Origin of the sequence: Nostoc sp. (genome assembly GCF_036917635.1) — a bacterium.
Classification (GTDB): domain Bacteria; phylum Cyanobacteriota; class Cyanobacteriia; order Cyanobacteriales; family Nostocaceae; genus Nostoc.
The window spans coordinates 23842-48349 of sequence record NZ_JBALCW010000070.1; the positions used below are offsets into that span (position 1 = coordinate 23842).

Sequence of the window (24508 nt, forward strand, 5' to 3'; positions counted from 1 at the left end):
AAGCGTATGTTTTCTGAAATTAAAAAATGTCTCGCGTTAGCCGTACCTTTAGCAGCAGCACAACTGGCTCAAGGAGCAACTGGTTTTGTGGATACGGTAATGATGGGCTGGTTGGGAAGTCAGACTATTGCATCTGGAGCATTGGGAGTTACTATATTTAGTTTTTGTCTGTTGATAGTTACTGGTATCGTTTCTGCTGTCAGTCCGTTAGCTGCTCAAGCATACGGGGCCGGAAATAGAGAAAAAGTTGGCACAATTGTTCGCCTGGGACTAGGGATATCTTTAGTAATAGGAATACCAATTACATTGCTGCTTTACAATGGAGGTGCTTTACTACTTCTACTAGGGCAAGATGCTAAGACAGTAGCACTAGCAGAGATTTTTTTAAGAGCGATCGCACTGGGTTTTATTCCTGCTTTAGGCTTTGGAGTCCTTAAAAGCTTTCTTTCTGCTCTATTGCAACCGCAATTAGTGATCGTGACTGTGGTTTTGGGTACTTTGCTCAACGTCACAGCTAACTATATGCTGATGTTTGGCAAACTGGGATTTCCGGCGCTGGGTTTAGCTGGTATCGGTTGGGGAAGCACACTCTCACTTTGGAGTATGTTTGTTGCTTTGATTTATATATGTAATCAGCCTCGCTTTGCAGTTTACGGTATTTTTCGACCTTCATCTAAAAAAGCTTTTCCCCTAGAACATCGCCAAATCATTGGCGAGATTTTTCAGGTTGGATTGCCCATTGGGGGGCTGATTGCGGTCGAAGCGGGACTGTTCACCGTTGTTACTTTCATAATAGGACAGTTAGGAACAAACGCTCTTGCTGCCCATCAAATTGCTTTACAAACAATTTCGATATCATTCCAGCTTGCACTAGGCATTTCTTTAGCGACAACAGTACGTGTTGGGCAGTTAGTTGGACAAAATGATTTGCTTGGTACTCGTCTGGCTGGATATGTAGGCATTGCCATTGCAGCTCTATCTATGGGTGTAATAGGCATTACATTGTGGTTAGTGCCAAAGTCGATTATTTCTCTTTATATTGACATTAACAATCCAAACAATGCAGATGTAGTTGCCCTGGCAGTGAAATTGCTGGGAGTGGCAGCGATTTTTCAAATAGTTGACGGTGTGCAAGTTACTGCGGGCGCAGCATTACGCGGATTAAAAGACACTCGAATTCCGATGTTGATTGGTATTTTTGCTTATTGGTGTGTTGGTTTATTCACTGGTTATACTTTTGGAATCTGGTCGGGGTATGGAGCGATTGGTCTTTGGTGGGGATTGGCTATTGGTTTAGCGATCGCTGCAATAACTATGACTTGGCGGTTTAGCAACAAAACAACTAACCACTGATAAACAAAGTTTAAATTAACTAGGGGTAAAAATTATGAACATCCAACTTAAAGTAGAATACGAGCAATTTATACAAACCCGAATTGCTACAGGTAGGTATGAAAATGCTGAAGATGTGATTGTTAAAGCACTGAAACTGCTGGAAGAATGGGAGAATGGTTATCAGGAATGGGAAGAATCAACCCAGAAAAAACTAGCTGCTGGGCTTACTTCTATTGAACGTGGAGATGTAGTAGATGGTGAAGTGGTCATGGCGCGACTAGAGGAGAAATTACGTCAAGCGCGTGAGACTCAAGGATAATGCAATACTCTATTGCCAAGGAAGCAAGTCAAGATTTAGATGAGATTTTGGATTATTTTTTAGTTCGCAATATCAACGCTGGGTCAAGATTTATTCGAGAATTTAATAAGAAATGCCAAAACATAGCTCAATTCCCGAATATAGGACGAAGTTACGCCAAGTTTGACCCCAGGCTTAGAGGAATACCCTTAGATAGCTACATTATTTTTTATCGAGTTTTTGAAGATAGTATTGTGATTGTGCGGGTAGTTAGCGGTTATCGGGATTTAAACTCTATATTTGCAGATGTGGACGATGAGTAGATTTTAGAGGATGAATGAACAAGTCTAATTTATTACTAACCTTGCCAGTTGGAAACCGCGTTTACAGGAGTGGGTTAAGAACCTCTGATTTTGTATTAGTCCACGGAGGAAGACGAGAGTTTGTGTAGTAGCGAATTCTATTCGCCCAATACTTGTTCATTCATCTTCTTAGAGTTGTCTGAAAATCCAACTCTAAACGTTAACATTAGCTTAATTATCACCGCAAAACTTTATGATTCTTGAGGCAGTTATACTTCATGTTAAACCTCGTCTAGAATCAGATTTTGAAGCTGCTTTCAAAAAAGCTTCTAAAATTATTTCCTCAATAGATGGATATTTATCCCATGAATTGCATAAATGTATAGAAGTCCAAGGCAAATACTTATTACTTGTTAGATGGGAAACTTTAGAATCTCATACTATAGGATTTAGAAATTCTGCTGAGTATCAAGAGTGGAAAAAACTTCTGCATCATTTTTATGATCCATTTCCCACTGTTGAACACTTTGAAGAAATAAAAATATGAAAAATAAGATCCCCGACTTCTCAAAGAAGTCGGGGATCTGCGGGTGTATCACTCCCAATACGGTTTGGTTAAGTCCAAAAAATAACTCCAATATAAGTAAGTGGGCGCAAATAATTATCACTAGCTCGTAGTTGCCCTTTAGCGCTAAAGGGCAACTACGAGCCAAATACAGAGATTTTACTTTTCGTTACATAGTTTGGTTTTATCTTGCCTACCTACTTAGATTGGGTTGAGGAACCATTGGTGTAAACTTAACGTAGAAGCTAGGATTGGCAAGCAATCGATGTTTTGCCCTCACCCCCAACCCCTCTCCCAAAAATTGGGAGAGGGGAGCAAATTCTCCAGTTCCCCGAATCCCAAATTGGGAGAAGGGGTTAGAGGATGAGGGCAAAACCTCTTTTCAAAGCAGATTTTCCCTGATTGTTGACACCAATGGGCACTGCGGTGCCCCCCTACACCTGGTAATGTAATGTTGTACCGCATCTGAATGGGAACCGCTATAAAGGACTTCCAAGAAATAAATTATCCAATCTTGTGGGGTGGGCAACATGAGCGCGTTTGACTATGGGCTCTCGTGTCGCCCACCCCACAATAAATAGTTGTATATTTTTTTATTTGGAAGTCCCTAAGCAACTAAGCAACAGATACCTCGAAGCCATGTTGAGGTACTTGAAAATCGTCTTGAGGTACTCCGAAGTCGTGTTGAGGTACTTGAAAATCGTGTTGAGGTACTCCGAAGTCGTGTTGAAGTACTTGAAAATCGTTTTGAAGTACTCCAAAATCGTGTTGAAGTACTTGAAAATCGTTTTGAGGTACTCCGAAGTCATGTTGAAGTACTTGAAAATCGTTTTGAGGTACTCCGAAGTCGTGTTGGAGTACTTCAAACTTTGCCGCACCGCGATCAAGTACAAAGGTGCGGGCTACGCCTACGCTTAACTTTTAAAACAGTCGCTACAAATATTCTTAACCGAACCGTATTGGTATCACTCTACTCTTTGCAACTGCGCTACTCTTGGATCAACAATTTTTTGTCCCAAGCTGGCAAATTTAATTGCCACAGACATTTTACTACCTGTTCCGAAAACATGAGTAATTTCACCAATTCCAAAAGTTTTATGTAATACTCTATCACCTACTTGCCAATTCTGCTTCGTGTCTTGCTTACTACTAGAAGTAGAGGCACTTTTAGTATACGTTTGACGACTCAGGCGTTGAGTAGTTAATAATTCTTCTGGCAATTCGTCGAGAAATTGCGATCGCATGGCAGGTTCACGAGAGCCATACAAACGCCGTTCCCGCGCGTGTGATAAATACAACCTTTCTTGGGCGCGAGTAATGCCCACATAACACAGGCGGCGTTCTTCTTCCAAAGATGCCGGATCGCCCAACGAACGGTAGCCAGGAAATAGCCCTTGTTCTAATCCCACTAAAAATACTACGGGAAATTCCAAACCTTTGGAAGCGTGCAAAGTCATCAGAGAAACGGCTGTCTGTCCTTCTTTTAAGTTATCCAAATCGGAACTGAGGGCGGCACTACTGAGAAAATCTTGGAGGGAAACCTCTTCGTTTTCTTCTTGAAATTGCAATGCAGCGTTGTAAAGTTCCTGGACGTTTTGTACCCGATCTGTGGCTTCATCTGTGCCTTGACTCATCAAGTCTTGAACGTAACCAGAATCTTCTAATATTCCTTGCAAAACCTCAGTCACAGGAAGCGTACCGATTTGTGCTTGCCAACGGCTAATCATTGTGGCAAAGTTATTTACAGCTTTTGTCGCTCGTCCAGCTAATGTATTAACTGATGTCTCATCGCTGAGTATTTCCCACAAGGTTGTCCCTAATTGTTGGGAGGCGTTCATCAAAGCATCAATGGTGGTTTTGCCAACTCCTCGCCGGGGAGTATTGATGACTCGTAATAAACTGACTGTATCAGATGGGTTAGCGATCGCTCTTAAATATGCGATCACATCTTTAATTTCTTTGCGATCGTAAAATCTCATTCCTCCTACAACTGTGTAAGGAATTTGATATTTCACCAACAATTCTTCAAAGGGTCGAGATTGGGCATTCGTCCGATAAAGTATCGCAAAACTACCCCAGTCCAACTCGGAATTTTGGTTTTTTAAAGTGCTAATCTGACCGATTACAAATGCCGCTTCTGCAAGTTCTTCATCGGCTTTATGACAAGTAATCTGCTCACCCGGACCCCGCGTCGGTTTCAGGATTTTATCAATCCGTTGGGTGTTATTTTCAATCAGTTCATTAGCCGCTTGCAAAATATTTTCACAAGAACGATAGTTTTCTTCTAACTTAACCATCGTTCGGGTATCATCATCTACTAAACCATCACCAAAGTCTTCCTGAAATCCTAGCAAGATGGTAAAATCTGCCATCCGAAAGCTGTAAATTGATTGATCTGCATCGCCAACAACGAAAACTGAGCGATTTTCCCATTCCCATTCGCTCTTTTTGGTTTCAGCATTAGTAACTAATAAATTAATAAGTTGATACTGAGTCCGATTAGTATCTTGATATTCATCTACAAGGATATGGCAAAATTTGCGATGCCAATAACCTAATACTTGCTCGTTTTGCTGAAATAATCTAGTTGGTACTAGAATTAAATCGTCAAAATCGAGGGCGTTATTTTCTGCTAACTTATCTTGATATAAATTATAGACTTGGGCAATTACCCGTCCGCGATAATTAGGTTGCTCTTGCTCAAATTCTTGGGGCGATAAACCTTGGTTTTTAGCGTTACTAATAGCGTAGCGAACAGAACGAGCATCAAATTTTTTATCGTCTAAATTTAGCTGTTTATTAACGATTTCTTTAATCAGAGTCATCACATCTGATTCATCAAAAATAGAAAAATTGCGATTCCACCGCCGTCCTTTTTCATCTACATATTTTTCAATATCAAAACGGAGAATGCGAGAAAATAGACTGTGGAAAGTGCCACACCACAAATTTTTGATCGTGTTTTTGTAAACTTGCGATCGCAGTAGCGTTTGTTCGTATTCCGTCAACAAATCAAAACGCTTACCGTGTTGTTTCATTGCCAGTTGTTCAGCAAACAGCCGTTGAATCCGGTCTTTCATCTCCCGCGCGGCTTTGTTAGTAAAAGTAACCGCCAGGATATTTTCTGGATCAACCCGGTGTTTCAGAATTAGATTGGCAATGCGATAGGTCAGCGCTCGTGTTTTGCCGGAACCTGCGCCAGCAACAACTAGCAACGGGCCGCAGTAGTGTTCGACAGCTTGACGTTGACTAGGGTTAAGGTGACTGAGAAAATCAATTGTTGTTGTCATGGATGTGAAAAAGCGATGTCTACGACGGGTTACGCCTACGCCTGGTGTCACACCAATACAGAGTCACTATTGTCCAGGTTACAATATCTTAACGAAAGTTGGTCAAAGAATTTTGGATTTTAAATTTGGGCTAATAAAGATTGTGTAGCTCAAAATAGGAATTTAGAGTGCATTCAAAAGCAATCGCTAACAAGACTGCTGCTTTCTGGCGTGTAAATGGTATATAAATATCATCAAACAATCTTTCCTGCCACGGATCTTATTGAAATTTGCGAAAACACTCTTTCTTCCTTTGAAGGAAATAGAGTAAATAAACCTCGTCCATGTTGAAACCTGGAGCTACTAGATGGGAGCAAGATGCTCCCACTACTTTTAAAAACTATGGTTCTCAAAATGGATGTGGTTTAGATGGAAAAAATTTTATGTGTCACTGCGAGTTTAACCAAGTGATGCATTTTGCAATGACATGGTTGTGTTTTTAACACAGCTTCAGTACTTTTTTAATAATTTTCATGAACATGGAAAACCACAACAATATCCTACACAACGCTCCTAATCCTTCAACTGGCATACAGGAGCAATTCTGCTCAGATATGAACGACGAAAAATCTTTTGCAGAGGAGATTGGCAAAACTCCCCGACCTCTACCTGAAGAACTGCTTCCCTACCAAGACGATTTGCCTGCTCCTCCCATCCACGATCTGCGGGAGTTTGGTGAGGTAGTCTACCGAAAAGTCACCCTCAAGTCTAGCCGTGTTCGTTTCTCCACACAACTGGGCTTTACCAACGCTTGGGCTTATGATGGCACTGTTCCAGGACCCACGTTCGTAGTCAATCAAGGACAGGTTGTGCATATTAACTGGCACAACAACATTAGCAAAGATACCTTGCTACCGTATCAGGTTGCCGTTTGCCCAGACCCAAAGGACAACGATCCAATCCCCCAAAATTCTCCAGGTGTAGACAAAGCTATCACAAAGTCAACACCCCGCCTTCATGCCACCACTGTCACCCACCTCCACGGCGGTCGGACTGCTGCCGATAGTGATGGCTGGACTGAAAATGTAGCCCTGTACGAGCAATCCCAGCGAGCTACTTATGAGAATAACCAGAGGAGTACAGCACTTTGGTATCATGATCATGCGATCGGCATTACCCGCTTCAACGTCTATGCTGGATTGTTTGGCTTTTGGATCATTCGTGACGAAATCGAGGATGCTCTCGTCAAAAATAAAGTACTACCTAGTGAGAAAGACGAGTTATGTTTGGTGATTCAGGATCGCAACTTCGACACCGATGATGCTGGACGATTGACAGGCGACCTGTTGCACAAAACTGAAAAAAGCACTGCTGAGATGTTCGGACCGTACACCCTTGTTAACGGCAAACTCTGGCCACGCTGTTCAGTGGGCGATCGCCCAGTGCGTCTACGTCTGCTCAATGCCTCTAACGCCCGCGCTTACTGCTTACGATTAGTAGAGGTTATAGAGGTTGACGGCAAAATTAGCTATGGCGAAGACCTTACGCCATTTGTGCCAATCTATCAAATTGGCACAGATGGCGGTCTTTTAGATTTTCCCGTCAAGCTTCCAGACATTGGTTTACTCCTTGCACCTGCTGAACGTGCAGACTTGGTGATCGATTTCACTGGGTTTTCAAACAAAAAATTGGCATTTGTAAACACTGCCTTTGCGCCTTATAACGGTACAACAGTTACTTCTCCTGGCGATGACCCGCAGGGTAATCCAATTCCTCCAGATCCGGCGGGGACATCTAGTGATGACCATCGTCTACCATTTGTCCATGTCTTGCGCTTTGATGTCAAACCAGATGAGGATGCGATCGCCTCTGCACTCGACCAGACAACGCTACTTGACCCAAATTTTGCCCGTTACGTCCATAATCCAGGTGACGCAAAAGGACGCAAGGAACTGGTCTTTGGCAAACATAATCATCGTTGGATTGCTCTGACTGAGTTTCCAATAGGCACCTTGCTCTTTAGAGAGTTAGAAGAGGTGACTAATGACGAAAACACCGCAAATGCTACAGGCTTGCCCTTAATTGCAATTCAAACGCCTATACCTCAAAATCAACAGACTCCCAATGGTCCAATTAAGGAAACTACTTGGTATCGGACAGTAGCAATGCACTTCCACGACACTGTTAACATCCAAGTTCCCTATGATACTTGGGAAGTTTGGAACTTTCTTAACTTGACTGGTGATACTCACCCAATTCACGTACATTTGGTAGAGTTCCAAGCACTAGATCGGCAGAAATACGAAATCAAAGGCTATGTGGAGGGCTGCGGATATACTCAACCCAATCAGCCAATCGCGCTGATAGATGCGCCCTTCTCTCCCGACGCTAATGAGCAGGGATTTAAAGACACAATCCGCGTTAATCCAGAAGAGTCTGTGTCCATCGTTGCCCGTTTTAATGGCTACAGTGGGCGCTATATGTACCACTGCCATGTTCTAGAGCATGAAGACCACGATATGATGCGTCCCTTCGTCGTCGTTCCCCCTGAAGTTTTGGATTTGATGGATGACGGCATGGGTGGTATGGGTATGAAAATGTAAAACTTACACGACTTACGTAAAAAGGTAGCGAAAGCCTTAATTTTCCGTAGGGGTAATTCATGAATTGCCCCTAAAATACGTTAATTTTTTCTACGCTAAATAGGTCGATCGCGAGTTCTTCTGACACTTTCTGTCGTAAGATCAGCGACGGGGAATATAACATCAAAAAACTTTGGTCACGCTCTTACTTTTTTTGTTCTCAGCGCCGTTTAACACCTAACCAATAAGTATTGTCACCAATAGGACAATTTACTCCTTGAGTACCCAATTGACAGAGGGTAACTACAGACAATACATCATGATTCAACAGTTAAGTTTTTAAAGATGAAAAATTTATTTAATTTCAAGTTTAAACAATACAAGGAAGGGTGGATATGGATCTTAGCTTAATTGTATCCAACATTTTGAATCCGCCAATCCTGTTTTTCTTTTTAGGCATGACTGCTGTTTTTGTCAAGTCTGATCTAGAAATTCCTGCACCAGTACCCAAACTGTTTTCGTTGTATCTGCTGATGGCGATTGGTTTTAAAGGGGGAGTAGAACTAATCAAAAGCGGTGTAACTCAAGAAGTAATTCTAACACTCGCGGCAGCAATGATGATGGCTTGTGTTGTTCCAATTTACACCTTTTTTATCCTAAAGTGGAAATTGGATACTTACGATGCAGCGGCGATCGCTGCAACCTACGGCTCTATTAGTGCCGTCACCTTTATCACAGCGAGCGCTTTTTTAACTGAGCTTGGCATTGCTTTTGATGGTTACATGGTGGCAGCCCTCGCCCTGATGGAATCTCCAGCAATTATAGTTGGTCTAATTTTGGTGAATATATTCACCGCCGATGGCAAGCGAGAGTTTTCGTGGCCGGAAGTTTTGCAAGAAGCATTTCTTAATAGTTCAGTCTTTCTATTAGTCGGTAGTCTATTTATAGGTGTCTTAACAGGAGAACGGGGTTGGAAAGTATTAGAACCCTTTACTCAAGGGTTGTTTTATGGAGTTCTCACCTTCTTTTTACTTGATATGGGACTAGTGGCTGCGAGAAGAATTAAAGACTTGCAAAAAACCGGAGTTTTCTTGATTTTATTTGCCATACTAATTCCAATACTCAATGCAGGCATTGGGTTGCTAATTGCCAAATTGATCGGTATGCCTCCGGGAAATTCACTTTTATTCGCCGTATTGTGTGCCAGCGCTTCTTACATTGCTGTCCCAGCAGCGATGCGAATGACTGTTCCCGAAGCAAATCCTAGTCTTTATGTTTCAACCGCTTTAGCGGTGACATTTCCGTTCAATATTATTGTGGGAATTCCGTTATATCTCTACGGAATTAACCTATTTTGGAGGTAATAATATGCACGTAGTTAAAAAGATAGAAATTATCGCTAACTCTTTTGAGCTTGCCAAAATTTTAGATAATTTAGACAAGTCTGGTGTACATAACCATGCAGTAATCCGAAATGTTGCTGGTAAAGGATTACAAGGGACGACAGAAGATTTAGACATGACCATGCTGGATAATGTTTACATCCTCGCGTTTTGTATGCCAGAAGAACTCAAGCGTGTTGTCGAAAATATCAAACCACTTCTTAATAAGTTCGGAGGTACTTGCTACGTTTCCGATGTGATGGAAATTCGCTCTGTAAGATGTGTAGCGTCAATTTAAAAAAGTTATAAATTCAATGAAGCATTTTATGGAACGTCGTGACTTTTTGAAGTTAGGAATGACGGGGGCGTTTGGGATGATGCTATCCGCCAGCGATTTACTTTGGCGGGTAGAACAGGCTAAAGCTGCCGAAATACCCTCAACTTCCCCGGAATCCCTCAGTCCCGATGCCGCATTGCAAAAGCTGATGGAAGGGAATCAGCGATTTATTCAGCATCAACCCCAATACCCCGATCAATCGGCACTGCGGTTGCAAGAAGTTGCTCAAGCTCAACATCCATTTGCCACTATTCTTAGTTGTGCGGATTCACGAGTCCCCGCAGAAATTGTTTTCGATCAAGGCATTGGAGACATTTTTGATGTTCGGATTGCCGGAAATATCGCTACGCCTGAAGCGATCGGTAGTATTGAATATGCGGTTGTCTTGTTAGCCTCTCCGCTATTGATGGTGATGGGGCATGAGCGTTGCGGGGCTGTAACCGCCGCCGTCCAAAACAAATCGTTACTCGGTGATATTAGTACTTTTGTGAAGGCAATTAAGCCAGCAGTAGAAAAGGTCAAGAGTCAGCCGGGTGACGCGGTTGAGAATGCTGTGGTGGCAAATGTGCAACATCAAATTGAACGATTGAAGCGATCGCAACTTTTAACTGAGCAGGTGCGATCGGGCAAATTGAAAATTGTCGGGGGTCGTTATGATTTGGATACAGGGAGGGTGACTATTATTACTTAGTTGGAGTGATTAGGAGGCTGGGGAGGCTGGGGAGGCTGGGGAGGCTGGGGAGGCTGGGGAGGCTGGGGAGGCTGGGGGAGAGGAATTAATAACCAATGCCCAATGCCCAATGCCTAATGCCCAATGCCCCATTCAATCTTGCACAGTCATTGGTAGACGAATGGTGAAAGTAGAACCGACTCCCGGCTGACTTTTGACAATAATCTCACCACCCATCATCTGACAAAAGTGGCGGCTAATTGCTAACCCCAGTCCCGTACCTCCATATTTTTTCGTAGTCGAAGTATCTCCTTGGGTAAAAGGTTGAAATAACTGCTGCTGTTGACCTTGAGACATACCTATGCCTGTATCAGTAACAGTGAAAGTAATCATGCCCAAAGGAGCCTCCGGCCGAAATTCATCCTTTTCTCTGTTGACTGTCAGCGTCACCTTGCCGTTTGTGGTGAATTTACTGGCGTTGCTTAGTAAGTTTAACAACACCTGGCGCATCCTAGTTTGATCGGCGTACATCATGGCAAGTTGTTCATCAAAATGCACTTCTAAAACATTGGCATTTTTTTCTATAGCTGGTTTGACTGTAAGAACAACATTATGAATCAGCGTCGCAATCTCGAATGTCTCAGGATAAAGAGTCATTTTCCCCGCTTCAATTTTTGACAAGTCGAGGATTTCGTTAATCAAGTGCAGTAGATGCTTACCAGCAGCGTTAATTGTTTCTAAGTCTGTGATAAAGTCTGCCGATAAACCAAGATCGGTAGCGTCGTCTTCTAAAAGTTGGCTCAAGCCAATGACAGCATTTAATGGTGTGCGTAATTCGTGGCTGACATTGGCCAAAAATACGCTTTTTGCCTTGCTAGCAGCTTCGGCTAGTTCTTTAGCTTGTTGTAGTTCTTTTGTTCGCTCTGATACTCGCTCAATCAGACGATTTAGAGATTTGGCGAGTAGGCCAATTTCATCTTCAGTGGTGACGGGCGCTCGCAAATCGAAATTAGATTTTCTTGCAACTTGTTCAGCTACTTGGGTGACAGTGATAACTGGTTCAGCGATCGCTCGACTGGTACGCCAAGCTACAATGGCTGCGATCGCCACCGAAACCAGCATACTTATAATCACGATGAATCGCTCAACTATTTTTGCCTGCTCAACGGCTTTTTGCCTTTCTTGCTCTTGTTCTTCGGCGGTTTGCAGGATATTAGTCAAGCTTTCAGAAAGCTGATCTAGCTGCATGGCTGTATCACCACGCATAATTGCCAATAACTGCGAGCGGGCAGAAGAAATCTGCTGAGCCTGCACTTTTTGGGAGTCAATTTTCTGTAAGACTGCCTCGATTTGGTCAACGTAAGCTTTTAAATTAGTCTTGTAATCCTGCAATAACGTTTGTAAAGTCGAACTTGTTGCGGCTAGTCTTTTAGGTTTACTGTCGATAAATACGCCAATTTTTGACTCTAGTTGCTTGGCTTTTTCAACATTATTCAGAAAATCGGCTTTTTTACTTTGTAGCTGTTGTGAATTTTCCAATACAGCAACTAAGTTAGAGCTATGTAATTGCGCCCCGATTACTGCATCTTTATAATTACTCAGTAGTTGCCCTTGTTCATAGGCTTGATTGAATTGCCTAACTTCCCTTCCCCGGTAGTAATTGGCGATCACTAACCCAGTCAGCGAGCCAAAAAAGCCAATTCCGATCGCTACAAAGTACCCATAGCCAATTTTTTGATGGATGCGCCAGGAACTGGCTTTGAGTTTCCCTCGTGAGGGAAATTCTATTGTCGGGAGTTCGTCTGTCGATGGCTCTTCGGCTGACACTTTTTTGCTTTCTGAACTGCTGTCGATAGGGGTTGGCTTTTGAGGAAGGCATGTCTTAAGACTCTTTGCCTTCCCGCAAAAATCACCAAATCAGTTTAGCTTGTGCAAACACTTTAATTGGTGATTAACATTTACATTATCTTCTTTTATAGCAATAGCAAATCGTTACTTACTATATAATTAACATATCCTTATATAGTATTAGTAGTTTTGATAGCAAGCCTGCTAAGTATACTTACTGGGAGCGAATCCAATTCACTTTTTTCAGCAGCAACAAATAATTCCCTGTACTAAAGATTTATCTGAGACTCTCTTCTTCTTACCACAACACTTTCCTCAATATGCGGTTGATAACAATGAGTAGTGCCATCAGCTATGGCACTACTCTACCTTAACTGCTTCGTTATAAAATTAATACAATCAGGAAAAAAACAAAAGCTTTGATATTCGTTGAGCATGGGGCATCCTTTGGGCAACTCTTAGAGATGCACTCGCGTTCGCTCAGGGCAAGTGGGCATTGGTTATTAATTTTCCCCCCTACAACGCCAGCTCCGTCTGCTCCCTTATCTCCAAAACATAAGTATCATAAAATAGCTTAAAAGTCTAGTCTGTGTAAGCACACAAAAATTTTTATTCCGTATTAATATCAATACGAATGCGTTAATTGACGGACACGGCTTAAGATAGCTTTAATATCGGCTAAAATCGAGTTTTAGGCTTATATAAATGAGAGGTGGGCTAATTTTTGCGAGATTTGTACTTAAATTTAGTACGATTATGAGCGAATGACACGCAATGGGATAATTACAATCTGAGGATTCCAGTTGATTCAAAAAAAGAACTCAGAAAGGCGATCGGAAGAAATTCTGCTGCTTTCTTAGTTCTATCCTCATCCTGAGTGTCTACCTTGTAGTTGATGCAGTAGATATTATGGGGCAATTATAGTTATAGGACACTAAAACCCTTTTGTGTCCTTTACGCAATTGTACTAATGCACAAGTGCATTACCTAATCAACACCCTTTTGGTTGTAATTATCCAGATTAGAAAAACTCAACTGTCAAATTTATAGGAGTGAAAATGCCAGAACAAGAATTTACCGAAACCGCATCCAAAGAGACTACAGTGGCAGAGATCAACAGCCAAACAGGAAGCATCACCAAACTCCAGCCTCCCGCACAGTCTCAAGATGAATGGCAAAAATATGGTGAGCAAATTTCTAGCTTTTTAGCAACATTGCCAGAATATCTGGGAAGCTTCTTTAATCAATATAAGCAACCCCTGATCAATGTTGGTTTAATTGTGGGAGGAATTCTTGGGGTTAAAGTACTCTTGGCAATATTAGATGCTTTGAATGATATCCCCTTGGTAGCACCTACTTTTGAGTTAATCGGTATTGGTTACTCTGCTTGGTTTGTTTACCGCTATTTACTCAAAGCCTCAACCAGGAAAGAGTTAAATACTGAAATCACCACTCTTAAATCACAAGTGGTTGGTCAACAAATTCCAGAAGCTTAATAGTGATTATCGCTTCTCTATGTGACCCTTCTCTACATTTATTTGCTCTGAAACCCTTGTGGCAGGGCAAATGAGCGGATCTTTCCCCCAGCAAGAACTGCTCCCTGCTCCCCTCCCTGCCTCTTCGGTCACTTCCTCTGACCTTTGGTTTACGTGAGTTCTAGGAACCTCTCCCAGACTTGAACTAAAGTTCAAGTCTGTCCCTCTCCGATTGGGAGAGGGAAGATTTTGGATAGTAAAACCTCTTAAAGGTCTTTTTATTTACGAATTACGAACGCACAAAGCGTGCCGGAGGCTCTATTACGAATTATAAATTTACGAATTATTGTTGAAACGAGCCTCGTCTGGACAAATTACCTTTTAGGTTCTGCTTTCGAGTGGGCAAGAGTTTTGGAGACACCCTACTCAATCGCACAATGTTTTGAGATGAAATTCCCTCCAACTTGCCCCGTTTTACTAAAGCTTGATGAATCATCGCCGCCACTTCAGCCCTAGTAGCTACTTTATTAGGAGCAAGGATTTGTGGATTTGGATAGTTAACTACTAGACCATTGGCTGTAGCAGCAGCTATTTTGCTAGTAGCATAGGTTGGAATATCTTTAGCATCTTTATAGACACTTAAAATCTGATTTTGGGAAGTGGGTGTTTTCAAATTCAACCCACTAACAAGGGCAACTAAAACTTGCACTCGCGTAATATTTTGTTGGGGTTTGAAGGTTTTTTTCGGGTAGCCTTTGAGAAATCCGGTACTAATGGCTTGGTCAATTGCTGAAGTAGCCCAGAATTTTGCTGATATATCTTGAAATGCGATCGCAGTCTTAGACGGTTCTTGCTCAAAGGCTTTTTGCAGGATAGCAGCAAATTCGGCGCGGTTTACAGGCTGATTTGGTCTAAAAGAATAATCAGGAAACCCCATGAGAATACCACGGGAAGAAAGAACATCTATAAAACGCTTACCCCAAAAGTTATTGGGTACATCGTTAAATGCAATTGGCGGCGGAATAATAGATTTTTGTTTTGTCGGAGTTACTAAAGGCAAGGCTGATGATGTAATTGATGACTCAAGCCCTGCTGAAAAGGATAGAGGTGTCTGTGGTTGTGGGGATTGAGTTGGGATGACCTGAGTCGATGGTAAGACTGCGCCAGAAGAAGTTGCGCTGTTAGTTGGGAATGCAGGTGGGTTGGGTTCAACAACAGCCTCAGGTGGAGATGACGGCAAAACATTGTTGGGGGCTGCATTGGGTTCTACCTTAGGAGTAGGGAAGGGCAATACTTGATTTGGTTGAACACTTCTAGAGGGAGTAGAGGAAGGCGACAGCAACCCGTTTAAGTTCCAGCTAGAATCCCTGCGAGACAATGACCAAAAAAGAATTGCTGCGATAGTGGCGAAGGCAACCAAAATGGCTATAAATTCATCAAAGCCAAGGGCAGTTCTTTGGGATGACTCCGATTCGGAAGGAGGTCTATTTGTCATCGTGATTACCCTGGTAGCAGTAAAGTTTGTGTCTAAACAAATTAACCCACAGATTTAATTCGTAATTCGTAATATTTCGACTGCGCTCAATAGAAGTTCGTAATTCGTAATTCATAGAAAAATATTAGGCTTCTGGTTCAACGCCGAGCGATGTCTAATGACAAGCCGCTTTGCGTCTACGCAATTGGGCAGCTGATCGGCCTTTTGAAGTTCTTGTTCAGCCGTTTGGCATTCTTGTTCGGCTCTTTCATCGCCACTTAACAACAAATTACCTTGTAATTCCACATTCTGATAAACTCCTAGCCATAAACCTAATTGATTTAGTGTAGCTTGCGGCTCTCTAAATATTCTCCTATTTTCACCCTGACAGATCGCTAGTACAGGGGGCGCGGAAATAAACCTACTATGTGATTACAGTTAGAAAGCCCAAAATTAAAGTATGCGTGACTTTTTATTTTTGAGAGCCAGCTGCTTCTCCCAAAGGGAGACGCTGCGCGAACAACGTTCTTAACACGGGCTTTGCGCGTGTTACTTTTGACTTCCATCTTGCGGTAGATATCTAAACCGAAACCGGATTTAGAGCGTGACAGAATGTAAAATATTAACTTATTGTTTACCTAATATTTGTAAAAATCAGGGTGTCTAGTGTCAGAAGAATTCAGTTGCCAAATCTCACCGCCATTTGTGTCTCTTGGTAGCGATCGCGATATTGATTTAGATTCAACCCTCCAAGAACTACCAATGTACAACTTCCCAGTGGAAATCAATCACACTGGCATGGAAGTGGCTAGTTTTTTGGAAAAATACCCCCAGCTACCAGGAGTAATTTTGGTAGAACAGGGAAAGTTCATTGGGATGATTTCGCGGCGGCGACTGCTGGAATTTTTGATCCGCCCATTCGGACAAGAGTTATTTGTTCAGGAACCATTAGGCGTTCTCTACAGCTATGCGCGGATACCAATGTTGCTGCTTGCTGATACAACATCGATTTTAACTGCGATGCAACTTAGCTTGAAGCGATCGCCAGAATTATTAGCAGAACCAATTGTAGTAGAAACAGAATCTGGTGCTTATAGATTGTTAGATGTCCAAGAATTAAATATTATTTCTTGGCAAATTCGAGGAATCGACAATCTGGTTCGGTATGAACGCAGCCAAGCCCAAATGATTCAAAATGATAAAATGGCAAATTTGGGACGTTTGGTAGACGGTGTAGCGCACGAAATTTTAGACCCAGTGGGTTTTATTTGGGGTAACATAACTTATGTTTCAACCTACAGCCAAGATTTGCTCAAGCTGATAGCAGCTTACGATAAAGAGTTACCATCAGCTTACCAGGCAATTAATCAGATTAAAGAAGAGATTGAATTTGATTTTTTAGAACAAGATTTGTTGCGATCGCTTGCTAGTATTCGCACCGGAGCAGAAAGATTAAAAAAGCTCGTCACCAGTTTACAAAACTTCTGTCATATCGATGAACTTTATCCCAAACCAGTAGATTTACACGCTAGTATTGATAGTATTATTTTATTAATTAATAGCCGCCTTCAAGGAGAAATTGAGATTGTAAAATATTACGGACAATTACCTCCAGTATATTGCTTTATGGGGCAGTTAAACCAAGTTTTGATGAATATTTTCAGCGAAATTGTGGATACTTTACTCAATGAAGCAGTGCGACAGCAGTTGCATCGAGAAGATACAAAAACTGTTCAAAAACCCCGAATTGAGATTACTACAGAAGTAATTTCTCAGGAAGCAAGCAAGCCAAATGCACCGGATTCTCGCTGGATATTAATTCGCATTGCTGACAATGGCCCTGGAATGTCTCAAGAATTGCAACAGCAAATTATGGAGTCGTTTTCTCTGGAAACAAAAAATAGTAAAAGTACTAGTTTAGCAGTAAGTTATCGAATTATCACCGTCAGACATGGCGGTAAATTAAGTTTTCATTCACAGATTGGTATAGGTACAAAATTTGAAATTTTATTGCCTTTAGTTTGATTGATTCAGAATTACGAATTACGAATTAACGTTGCGTTAGATTACTTCTCAAACTTGCTGTTGGATAGGAATTTGAACCACAAACTCCGTTCCTTCGATACAAAAACTGCATGAAAATTTTGAGAGCATTTTCTACAAAATCACAAGACTCAGATCCCCGACTTCTTAGAGAAGTCGGGGATCTCGTTATTCACGTAGGGCTATAGTACTTTGTCAAGCTAGAGCAAGCCCCGAACCCTTTTAAGCGTTCGGGGAGGTAAACTCCCCTCTGAGCTTCAAAGAGTTCAATTCACCTGCAATAAACTTTCGCCACGTTGGTAAATTTCCCGTGCGTAATCAGTCCAAGCACCTTGTCCCCAATAACGAAAACAACTGGTTTGCAACAAAAGGTTATGTAAAAGAACGTTACGGTAATGAGATTGTCTGGTAACAGGTTCTGCTAAGTCAACTTGCTGTAATGAATCAAATTTTTGATGGAATAAACTACTTAGTTGATACATGGGAGACAACACATTTTCATATCCTTTCACCCAACTGATATGATTTGTCCACGAAGCTCCATCCAAATGAAAATTAGAGTTTATTTGCTTTAATTCTTGAATGGCATTTTCTACAGCTTCCGGTTGACAATTGTCTGGTGAAACTCGCTCCCAAATCTGATATTGTCCCACTGGTTGACAAGTTGGATAGTCTTCAGGTTTGCATCCAGCAGCTTCGATTAATTCTAAATATTCTGTACCACACATCCCAACTACACCAGATTTTCCTCCGCCATTATTGACCATATCCCACCAAGCTTGTTTAAAAGCGCTAGGAAATTCATTCATCATCACGCCACCATTTTCACCATCTCCAATTTGACTAACTATTGGTGGGACAAATACGCTGCCAATTTGTTGTTTGGATAAGGTTTTTGCTTCATAATAAGGCTGCATTTGGGCAACTAATTTAGTATCAGAACCTTGGGTTTTAATTAAGGCTGTAATGCTAATTGTTTCGCCTTGAGAATTGCGGGCAACTAAACGATGTGGTAAATGTTTGTGGGTAAGAGATTGACCGCTAATTGTTTCTACAGAATGTTCTTGAACGAGTAACCAGCGATATCCACATTCTTTGAGCGCTTTCACAAATTCAAAGAGAGCATCAGGGTGATTAGGTAGGTGCATTTCTGGGGGCGAAAATCCTTTGACTCGCGCTAATGCTTCCCAGCCAAAAATTGCTGCGAAGTGATGTTGCCATGCGATGATATGCAATTTGATATCTGCTATGGGTGTGGAAGGAATAACTGCATGGCCCCACATTGTACCCAGCCATTCTACATAAGGTTGGTAGGTTGGGTCGCAAGTAATCCGTTTGAGATTATCGAGAACATCATCGCGTCCCATTTGCCGCAGTCCCCACAGAAGATTACCTGAGTAATCCAACATCACACGCGGATTGCAACCTTGATTTACAAGTTCGGGGATCAAGTCTCCCATGCGGCTGTAACAATGGGCAAAAGGATCTGCATTGTGATTATCCCCTTGATGAGGATGTTCAAACATATATTGCAGATTGCTGATGAGTGTACCACCATTCCCAGCAGGTATAGTTGGCTGGTGCATGTGTAAGGCGATCGCAAACACAGCATTTACATTTTCTAAGCGAATATTTGTTGTTGGTAAAAATACTGGCTGATCCTGGTTAACTACAGAGATAACCTCTGTTTCCCAACCAGATATATTCGGCAAGCCATCAATGATTTCGGGCAAAGGAGTAAGAGTCGTGGGCAAGGAAAGCATTTTTGGTTGCTCCGAAATAAGTTATATCTATAAAACTTGCTTAAGTATCTAATAGTGCTTGACTCAGTATAAATACATAAAATAAACTGAGCCATGACATTTTTAGTTGATTTTCAGTAACTGCGAACTCAGGCAAGTCTAGTAATCATCAGTGCAGTCTACCCAGATATTCGCATTTTTGTGTTCTACTTTTTGATAAAGTTTGTTTACGCTCTGCGGATGCACCAAGTAAAGCTAGGCTTCACTTGTTGCTTGGTACCCTACGGGAAGGCTCCGCGAACGCAATGACAAACATGTTCTGGCAAAATTGGGATGCTCCCGTTTTGTTGAGTAACGCATTGCCTCAACCCAATCTAAAAACTACAAACATTTTTATTTTTTCAGAGTAATAAAAGAGCGATCGCAACTCTGGTAGAAATTTTGCTGCACGCTAGGCGATCGCCTCAAAAAATTGAGAAATTACGCGCAGACACGCCAGAAATCATCAAAAATTCAGTTTCGGCATCAGCTTTTTCAGTTTTTGACTCGGCTGTTGTTTTCTTGGTGCTGGCGGAGTTGCTATTCGTAAAATTAGCTCTAACAACCAGGGCGCGAGGCGTTGACACCATACAGCTAAATGACTTTGCCATCCGACTAAAATTTCTGGTGAATCATTTTCCATTCCGGTGACAAGTGCTTTAGCCACTTGTTGGGGAGTCATGGGGATCACCCAGCGAAATAATTTTAAGTCGCGCACCATATCTGTGTCTGTCAAAGAAGGCAGTAATGCAATCACTCGGATATTATAATCAGCTAGTTCCTGGCGCAAGGCTTGGGTAAATCCTAAGATAGCAAACTTGGTAGCAGAATAAGTCGCCATTGTCGGTGCAGCGACTTTCCCCATCAGACTTGATACATTGACGATTGTCCCTTGCCTTTGGCTGGCCATGCGTCTAGCAATCAGACTAGTGAGGTTGTACATTCCTAACAAGTTCACGGAGAGTTCTTCTTGAACTTGGGGCAGTTTAGATTGCAAAAACGAGCTTTGGTATGCGACTCCCGCACAATTAACCAGCAGGTGAATTTGTCCGTAATTGCGCCACAGTTGGGCAACAGCGATATTTACTTCAATTGTCTGCGTCAAATCTAAGGCCACGATCGCAGTTTCAGTTCCCATCGCCTCAATTTCGTTAGCTACCTCAACTAACTTTTGGCGATCGCGTGCTACCAATATCAGCCGCTTGATGCCAATTTGCGCTAGTTCGATAGCGATCGCTCGTCCAATCCCACGAGAAGCCCCTGTAATTAGGGCAACTTTACCTTGAATCTCCATTGGTTTTATCCTCCAAAATCTAAGTCTTACCAAACCCTTCGTTATTCCCGAAACACACAATCAAGAGCTACTCGCTTGTCGGCTCAAGGTAAGACAAATAATTAATTGCAATTCAAATCAAACCCAAACTAAGCATGAAAGCAACGAGATATTTCTTGGTTAATCTGCAATCCCTCATAATTGTCTATACGAGGCAGAAATTTATCGTTTTTTACCTGTCAAAGCCTAACAGACTTGGCTGAATGCATATAGCTCATAGATTTTACTTCTCCTAGATCAGAGCGTTCATCAGCATCGTTGTCATACACACGTTAGCAATAAAATCAAGCTATTGCAATATTCTTTAATCAGAATTTCTTAATACTTCTTAACCACTAGTATATATATGGAAAAGATTTTCTTAAATAAGTTTTTATGAATACCTCAGTACAAATATCTTACTTTCCTGACAATTAAGCCCTGTTTTAGAAAATTGTAATATCTCAGTCATAGCTAAGAAACAAAAAAGACATAGAGCTTTTGTTCTATTGTTGTAATACCTCATTTTTTCAGCTATTTTGCAGACTTACAGCAGTATATTTACTGATTTGCTTAAAATCAATGTTGCTGATTTTTATCTTTTAAATAATAGAAGAGAGTTAAATTATTGTCTTTAATGCAAATTAGAATGGCATGTTTATCTGTCAAAACTTTAGTAAAAATGGGAACTTGTTTTGCTTTAGCTTTGAGTCCATCAAAGGAATGCTTGAGACTTGCATGGTGTCTATCTGACAATTCATGCCATCTGGAAAAGCAATACGCTTGGGTTAAAGAGAATTGTAAGTAGCTAGACAACATAAAACCAAACTATGTAACGAAAAGTAAAATCTCTGTATTTGTCTGGTAGTTGCGCTTTAGCGCTAAAGCGCAACTACCAGCCAGTGATGATTATTTGCACCCACTTACTTAGGTTGGGTTAAGCAAACCGCAAGCCAACAAAGCACCCGAAATGTTGGGTTACTCTCCCTTAAGGGACTTCCAAGTAAAAAAATATCCCAAAACTGACACAAAAATCTTCTCTATTCTCTTCTCTCTGTGTTCTCTGGGCCTCTGCGGTTCGTTCATTTGGATAATTATATTTCTTGGAAATCCCTAACCCCCTTTGGGTCTACGTCCCTCAACCCAACCTATCCCCCTGGGATTCGGGGAGCCCTCACCCTAAGTCCCTCTCCCATATATGGGAGAGGGACTTAGGGTGAGGGCAAAAACTACGGTTCTCAACTTATATCAGGTTTAAATTCTTATTTTTATCAAAAAGATTCCTAAAAACTGCCGTAAAAATAGAATGAAATAGCCCTGATACAGAATGGGTATAAATTGATTATTTAGTCCACTAAGCGTGGACTTCAGCTATCAGCCCTGAACTTCAGTTCAGGGCGGGCTATCGGTTACTGCGACTAGATTTTTAAGCACTTCAGTGCTTACTACAAACTCATCAAATTTAATGAGATAGATCAGTAATTAAAACCGACTTTCCGCACTTCATCGTGTAATATGCGTAGATTTCCCATAGGTGGAAAAAAATGGTTAAATCAACAACATAAATCGCCAATGGTATTCAATATTAATACTTAATAATTTGAACATTATTAGGAATTTTTATTGAAAAGATAGATAATACATTTTGAAGTGCGGAATGTGGGTTAAAACTGTAAGTAATTAAGGGGTTAAAAAGTCTAAATGGTTTCCTGGTTGGGCAAGCAAATCTTCTACTGTCCCCTGAATTTGTAACTTGCCTTGATTAAGCAAAACAATCCAATCAGCACGGGTAATTACTCTAGGACGGTGGCTAATCAGGATCGTGGTTTTATCTTTGCGATGCAACAACAGTTGATCTAAAACTTGAGCTTCACTAACTGGATCGAGTCCAGCAGTTGATTCGTCTAAAATCAAGATTGGTGGATCGTTAACAATAGCCCTTGCTAAAGCCAGTCTTTGGCGTTGTCCACCAGAAATATTTGACCCAAATTCACCTAATACAGTTTGATATTTTTCAGGTAGTTTACTAATAAAATCATCTGCCTCAGCAATTTGGCAAGCCTTAACAATTTGATCAAAGGTGAGGTGAGGAGAACCCAAGCGGAAGTTTTCAATAATTGAGCGACTCCAAAAATGAGCATCTTGAGGAACGAGAACAACTTGTTGCCGCAAACAATCAAGAGCTAGGTCTTGCATATTATAAATGCCAAACCGAATATTGCCAGAATTAGGTGCATATAATCCGGCAATCAGTTTAGCAAGAGAACTTTTTCCACACCCGGATGTACCAATTAGGGCAACAACTTTACCGCCAGGAATTGTGATGGAAAAATCTTCCAGTAGCTCTAGCCTGCCGGCGTAGTGAAAGTTTAGATTTTTGCAAATAATATCAGCATCACTAGGAATTTTAGCAAAGGGTTTGCTACTATCGCTTGGAGTTTCAGGTGTAGAATCAATAACTTCTGTTAAACGTTCCGTGGCAGTTTTGGCACGCATGAATTCATCTATAAATCCGATCACAGCACCGATTAATGCCAAAAAATTCCCATTCATCCCGTTAAATGCCAGCAGTTGACCGATGCTGAGTTCTTTACTAATAACTAGGGTGCTGCCGAAACCAATCAAACTAACGCTACCAATAGCATAAACTAACCCAGAAAAGGTGCTATTAATAATTCCAATCTGAACTGTGCGAAATGTAAGGTTTGAGAGCCGACCAAATCTGTTCTGAAATTCTTCCCAAAATTGAGGAGCAGAAGTAGTAGTTTTGAGTGTCAGCGCTCCTTTAAAGCTTTCAACGAGAACACCTTGGTTTTCCGCATCTAAGACCAACATACTTCTGATTTTTTGTTGAAGTGTAGGCAAGAAAACCACCGTAGATGAACTCATGACAATAGCAACAACGACGGCAACAAAGGTGAGCTTCCAGCTATAGAACACCATGAAACTCAAAGAAATCAGTCCGATAAACACTTGGCTAGGCAGACTGATAACTGCTTGAGCAACTAGCTGATTAATTTGTTGAATATCTTGTAATCTGCTAACAATCTCGCCACTGCGACGTGATTCATAGTAAGCCAGAGGCAGACGCAAGATTGCTCTGGCAAATTCCAGAACTAGCCCTAACTCAAGCCGTTGAGCAAAATTGGCAATCAGGTTAGATTGAACTAGTTGCAGACTACTTGCCACCAAATTCATTACCACAACCGCAATAATTACACCAATAAGAAGCTGGGTATCACCTCGAACTAGTACATCATCCGTTAGAATTTGAAGTAGGAAAGGAGACGTTAACGAAAGCAGACCGATAACTAGAGCGCAGAGAAAAGCCTCGAATATTATGCCCCCATAAGGCAATGCCCGCCGCGCAAAGCGCCAAAGACCGTTGACTTTATCATCAGGTTGAGCATAAAAGCGAACCGAATCTGGCTCTAGTAAAAGCATGACTTGATCTGACCAAGCCTCCGTTAATTCTTTTTTAGAGACATAACGGATGTTAAAGGCTGGGTCAGCAATTACATATTTTTTGCCTTTCTGACCATACAAAACAACCCAGTGGTAGCCTTTCCAATGAATAATTGCTGGGAGTGGTGCTTGGTTCATTCGGTCTAATATTTCTTTTGATGCCCTGACCGAACGGGCATTGAAACCAAGTGCTTCCGCTCCTCGCCTCAATCCCAACAATGTTGTTCCAAGTTGGCCGGTGCCTACCGCTTCCCGGATGCGATTTAGTGTAAAGTTACGTCGATAATGTTTGGCAACGGAAGCAAGACAAGCAGCTCCACAATCTTCTTCACTATGTTGTGCAACAACTTGGTATTTCATAAAACCTCGT

16 protein-coding genes are annotated in these 24508 nt (G+C 41.6%); 10 read left to right on the forward strand and 6 right to left on the reverse strand.

Annotated features, from left to right (window positions below; genetic code table 11):
* The first annotated feature begins 6 nt into the window (after nt 1-6).
* The 4 genes from V7K32_RS17055 (at nt 7) to V7K32_RS17070 (ending at nt 2482) form a co-directional block, all read left to right on the forward strand.
* Nucleotides 7-1353 carry an MATE family efflux transporter gene (locus tag V7K32_RS17055; RefSeq protein ID WP_334995016.1) on the forward strand — a complete coding sequence of 449 codons (1347 nt, stop codon included), beginning with the start codon at nt 7-9 and terminating at the stop codon, nt 1351-1353.
* 34 nt (nt 1354-1387) lie between these two features.
* The gene (locus V7K32_RS17060) at nt 1388-1654 is read left to right on the forward strand and encodes a ribbon-helix-helix domain-containing protein (RefSeq protein WP_334995017.1); all 267 of its coding nucleotides are present in this window, start codon (nt 1388-1390) and stop codon (nt 1652-1654) included.
* Entirely contained in the window at nt 1654-1956 is a 303-nt protein-coding gene (locus V7K32_RS17065; protein WP_334995018.1) for a type II toxin-antitoxin system RelE/ParE family toxin, read from the forward strand. The genes V7K32_RS17060 and V7K32_RS17065 overlap by 1 nt, the downstream gene beginning before the upstream one ends.
* Before the next feature lie 232 nt (nt 1957-2188).
* The gene (locus tag V7K32_RS17070; RefSeq protein WP_334995019.1) at nt 2189-2482 is read left to right on the forward strand and encodes an antibiotic biosynthesis monooxygenase family protein; all 294 of its coding nucleotides are present in this window, start codon (nt 2189-2191) and stop codon (nt 2480-2482) included.
* 983 nt (nt 2483-3465) lie between these two features.
* Here V7K32_RS17070 and pcrA read toward each other — a convergent pair.
* Entirely contained in the window at nt 3466-5790 is a 2325-nt protein-coding gene (pcrA, locus tag V7K32_RS17075; protein ID WP_334995020.1) for a DNA helicase PcrA, read from the reverse strand.
* A gap of 512 nt (nt 5791-6302) precedes the next feature.
* Between pcrA and V7K32_RS17080 the strand changes: the two genes are divergently transcribed.
* The 4 genes from V7K32_RS17080 to V7K32_RS17095 all read left to right on the forward strand — a co-directional run bounded on the left by V7K32_RS17080 (nt 6303) and on the right by V7K32_RS17095 (nt 10761).
* Complete coding sequence (locus V7K32_RS17080) at nt 6303-8372, forward strand: multicopper oxidase family protein (protein ID WP_334995021.1); 2070 nt, start codon at nt 6303-6305, stop codon at nt 8370-8372.
* 374 nt (nt 8373-8746) lie between these two features.
* Nucleotides 8747-9715 carry a sodium-dependent bicarbonate transport family permease gene (locus tag V7K32_RS17085; protein WP_334995022.1) on the forward strand — a complete coding sequence of 323 codons (969 nt, stop codon included), beginning with the start codon at nt 8747-8749 and terminating at the stop codon, nt 9713-9715.
* A gap of 4 nt (nt 9716-9719) precedes the next feature.
* A complete protein-coding gene (locus V7K32_RS17090; protein WP_334995023.1) occupies nt 9720-10031 on the forward strand; it encodes a P-II family nitrogen regulator in 312 nt (103 codons plus the stop codon).
* A 28-nt stretch (nt 10032-10059) separates the two neighbouring features.
* Nucleotides 10060-10761 carry a carbonic anhydrase gene (locus V7K32_RS17095; RefSeq protein WP_334995024.1) on the forward strand — a complete coding sequence of 234 codons (702 nt, stop codon included), beginning with the start codon at nt 10060-10062 and terminating at the stop codon, nt 10759-10761.
* Nucleotides 10762-10893: 132 nt separating this feature from the next.
* Here V7K32_RS17095 and V7K32_RS17100 read toward each other — a convergent pair whose 3' ends face one another.
* On the reverse strand, nt 10894-12567 hold the full coding sequence (locus tag V7K32_RS17100; protein WP_334995025.1) for a sensor histidine kinase: 1674 nt from the start codon (nt 12565-12567) through the stop codon (nt 10894-10896).
* A 1079-nt stretch (nt 12568-13646) separates the two neighbouring features.
* Between V7K32_RS17100 and V7K32_RS17105 the strand changes: the two genes are divergently transcribed.
* The gene (locus tag V7K32_RS17105) at nt 13647-14084 is read left to right on the forward strand and encodes a CAAD domain-containing protein (RefSeq protein ID WP_334995026.1); all 438 of its coding nucleotides are present in this window, start codon (nt 13647-13649) and stop codon (nt 14082-14084) included.
* A gap of 322 nt (nt 14085-14406) precedes the next feature.
* Here V7K32_RS17105 and V7K32_RS17110 read toward each other — a convergent pair whose 3' ends face one another.
* On the reverse strand, nt 14407-15558 hold the full coding sequence (locus V7K32_RS17110; protein ID WP_334995027.1) for an S-layer homology domain-containing protein: 1152 nt from the start codon (nt 15556-15558) through the stop codon (nt 14407-14409).
* 645 nt (nt 15559-16203) lie between these two features.
* Between V7K32_RS17110 and V7K32_RS17115 the strand changes: the two genes are divergently transcribed.
* A complete protein-coding gene (locus V7K32_RS17115) occupies nt 16204-17562 on the forward strand; it encodes a sensor histidine kinase (RefSeq protein WP_334995028.1) in 1359 nt (452 codons plus the stop codon).
* Between the two features lie 284 nt (nt 17563-17846).
* Here the strand turns inward: V7K32_RS17115 and V7K32_RS17120 are convergent, their stop codons facing one another.
* The 3 genes from V7K32_RS17120 to V7K32_RS17130 all read right to left on the reverse strand — a co-directional run bounded on the left by V7K32_RS17120 (nt 17847) and on the right by V7K32_RS17130 (nt 24498).
* Entirely contained in the window at nt 17847-19343 is a 1497-nt protein-coding gene (locus V7K32_RS17120) for a glycosyl hydrolase family 57 (protein ID WP_334995029.1), read from the reverse strand.
* A 484-nt stretch (nt 19344-19827) separates the two neighbouring features.
* Nucleotides 19828-20655, reverse strand: coding sequence for an SDR family NAD(P)-dependent oxidoreductase (locus V7K32_RS17125; protein ID WP_334995030.1), 828 nt, complete (start codon nt 20653-20655; stop codon nt 19828-19830).
* A 1698-nt stretch (nt 20656-22353) separates the two neighbouring features.
* Complete coding sequence (locus V7K32_RS17130) at nt 22354-24498, reverse strand: peptidase domain-containing ABC transporter (RefSeq protein ID WP_334995031.1); 2145 nt, start codon at nt 24496-24498, stop codon at nt 22354-22356.
* Nucleotides 24499-24508 lie beyond the last annotated feature (10 nt).

Bases quoted from the DNA above. Each gene is read 5' to 3' on its own strand.
- pcrA (WP_334995020.1), bottom strand. From the start codon at position 5,790: ATGACAACAACAATTGATTTTCTCAGTCACCTTAACCCTAGTCAACGT.
- V7K32_RS17070 (WP_334995019.1), top strand. From the start codon at position 2,189: ATGATTCTTGAGGCAGTTATACTTCATGTTAAACCTCGTCTAGAATCA.
- V7K32_RS17065 (WP_334995018.1), top strand. From the start codon at position 1,654: ATGCAATACTCTATTGCCAAGGAAGCAAGTCAAGATTTAGATGAGATT.
- V7K32_RS17055 (WP_334995016.1), top strand. From the start codon at position 7: ATGTTTTCTGAAATTAAAAAATGTCTCGCGTTAGCCGTACCTTTAGCA.
- V7K32_RS17095 (WP_334995024.1), top strand. From the start codon at position 10,060: ATGGAACGTCGTGACTTTTTGAAGTTAGGAATGACGGGGGCGTTTGGG.
- V7K32_RS17090 (WP_334995023.1), top strand. From the start codon at position 9,720: ATGCACGTAGTTAAAAAGATAGAAATTATCGCTAACTCTTTTGAGCTT.
- V7K32_RS17120 (WP_334995029.1), bottom strand. From the start codon at position 19,343: ATGCTTTCCTTGCCCACGACTCTTACTCCTTTGCCCGAAATCATTGAT.
- V7K32_RS17060 (WP_334995017.1), top strand. From the start codon at position 1,388: ATGAACATCCAACTTAAAGTAGAATACGAGCAATTTATACAAACCCGA.
- V7K32_RS17105 (WP_334995026.1), top strand. From the start codon at position 13,647: ATGCCAGAACAAGAATTTACCGAAACCGCATCCAAAGAGACTACAGTG.
- V7K32_RS17085 (WP_334995022.1), top strand. From the start codon at position 8,747: ATGGATCTTAGCTTAATTGTATCCAACATTTTGAATCCGCCAATCCTG.
- V7K32_RS17130 (WP_334995031.1), bottom strand. From the start codon at position 24,498: ATGAAATACCAAGTTGTTGCACAACATAGTGAAGAAGATTGTGGAGCT.
- V7K32_RS17110 (WP_334995027.1), bottom strand. From the start codon at position 15,558: ATGACAAATAGACCTCCTTCCGAATCGGAGTCATCCCAAAGAACTGCC.
- V7K32_RS17080 (WP_334995021.1), top strand. From the start codon at position 6,303: ATGAACATGGAAAACCACAACAATATCCTACACAACGCTCCTAATCCT.
- V7K32_RS17125 (WP_334995030.1), bottom strand. From the start codon at position 20,655: ATGGAGATTCAAGGTAAAGTTGCCCTAATTACAGGGGCTTCTCGTGGG.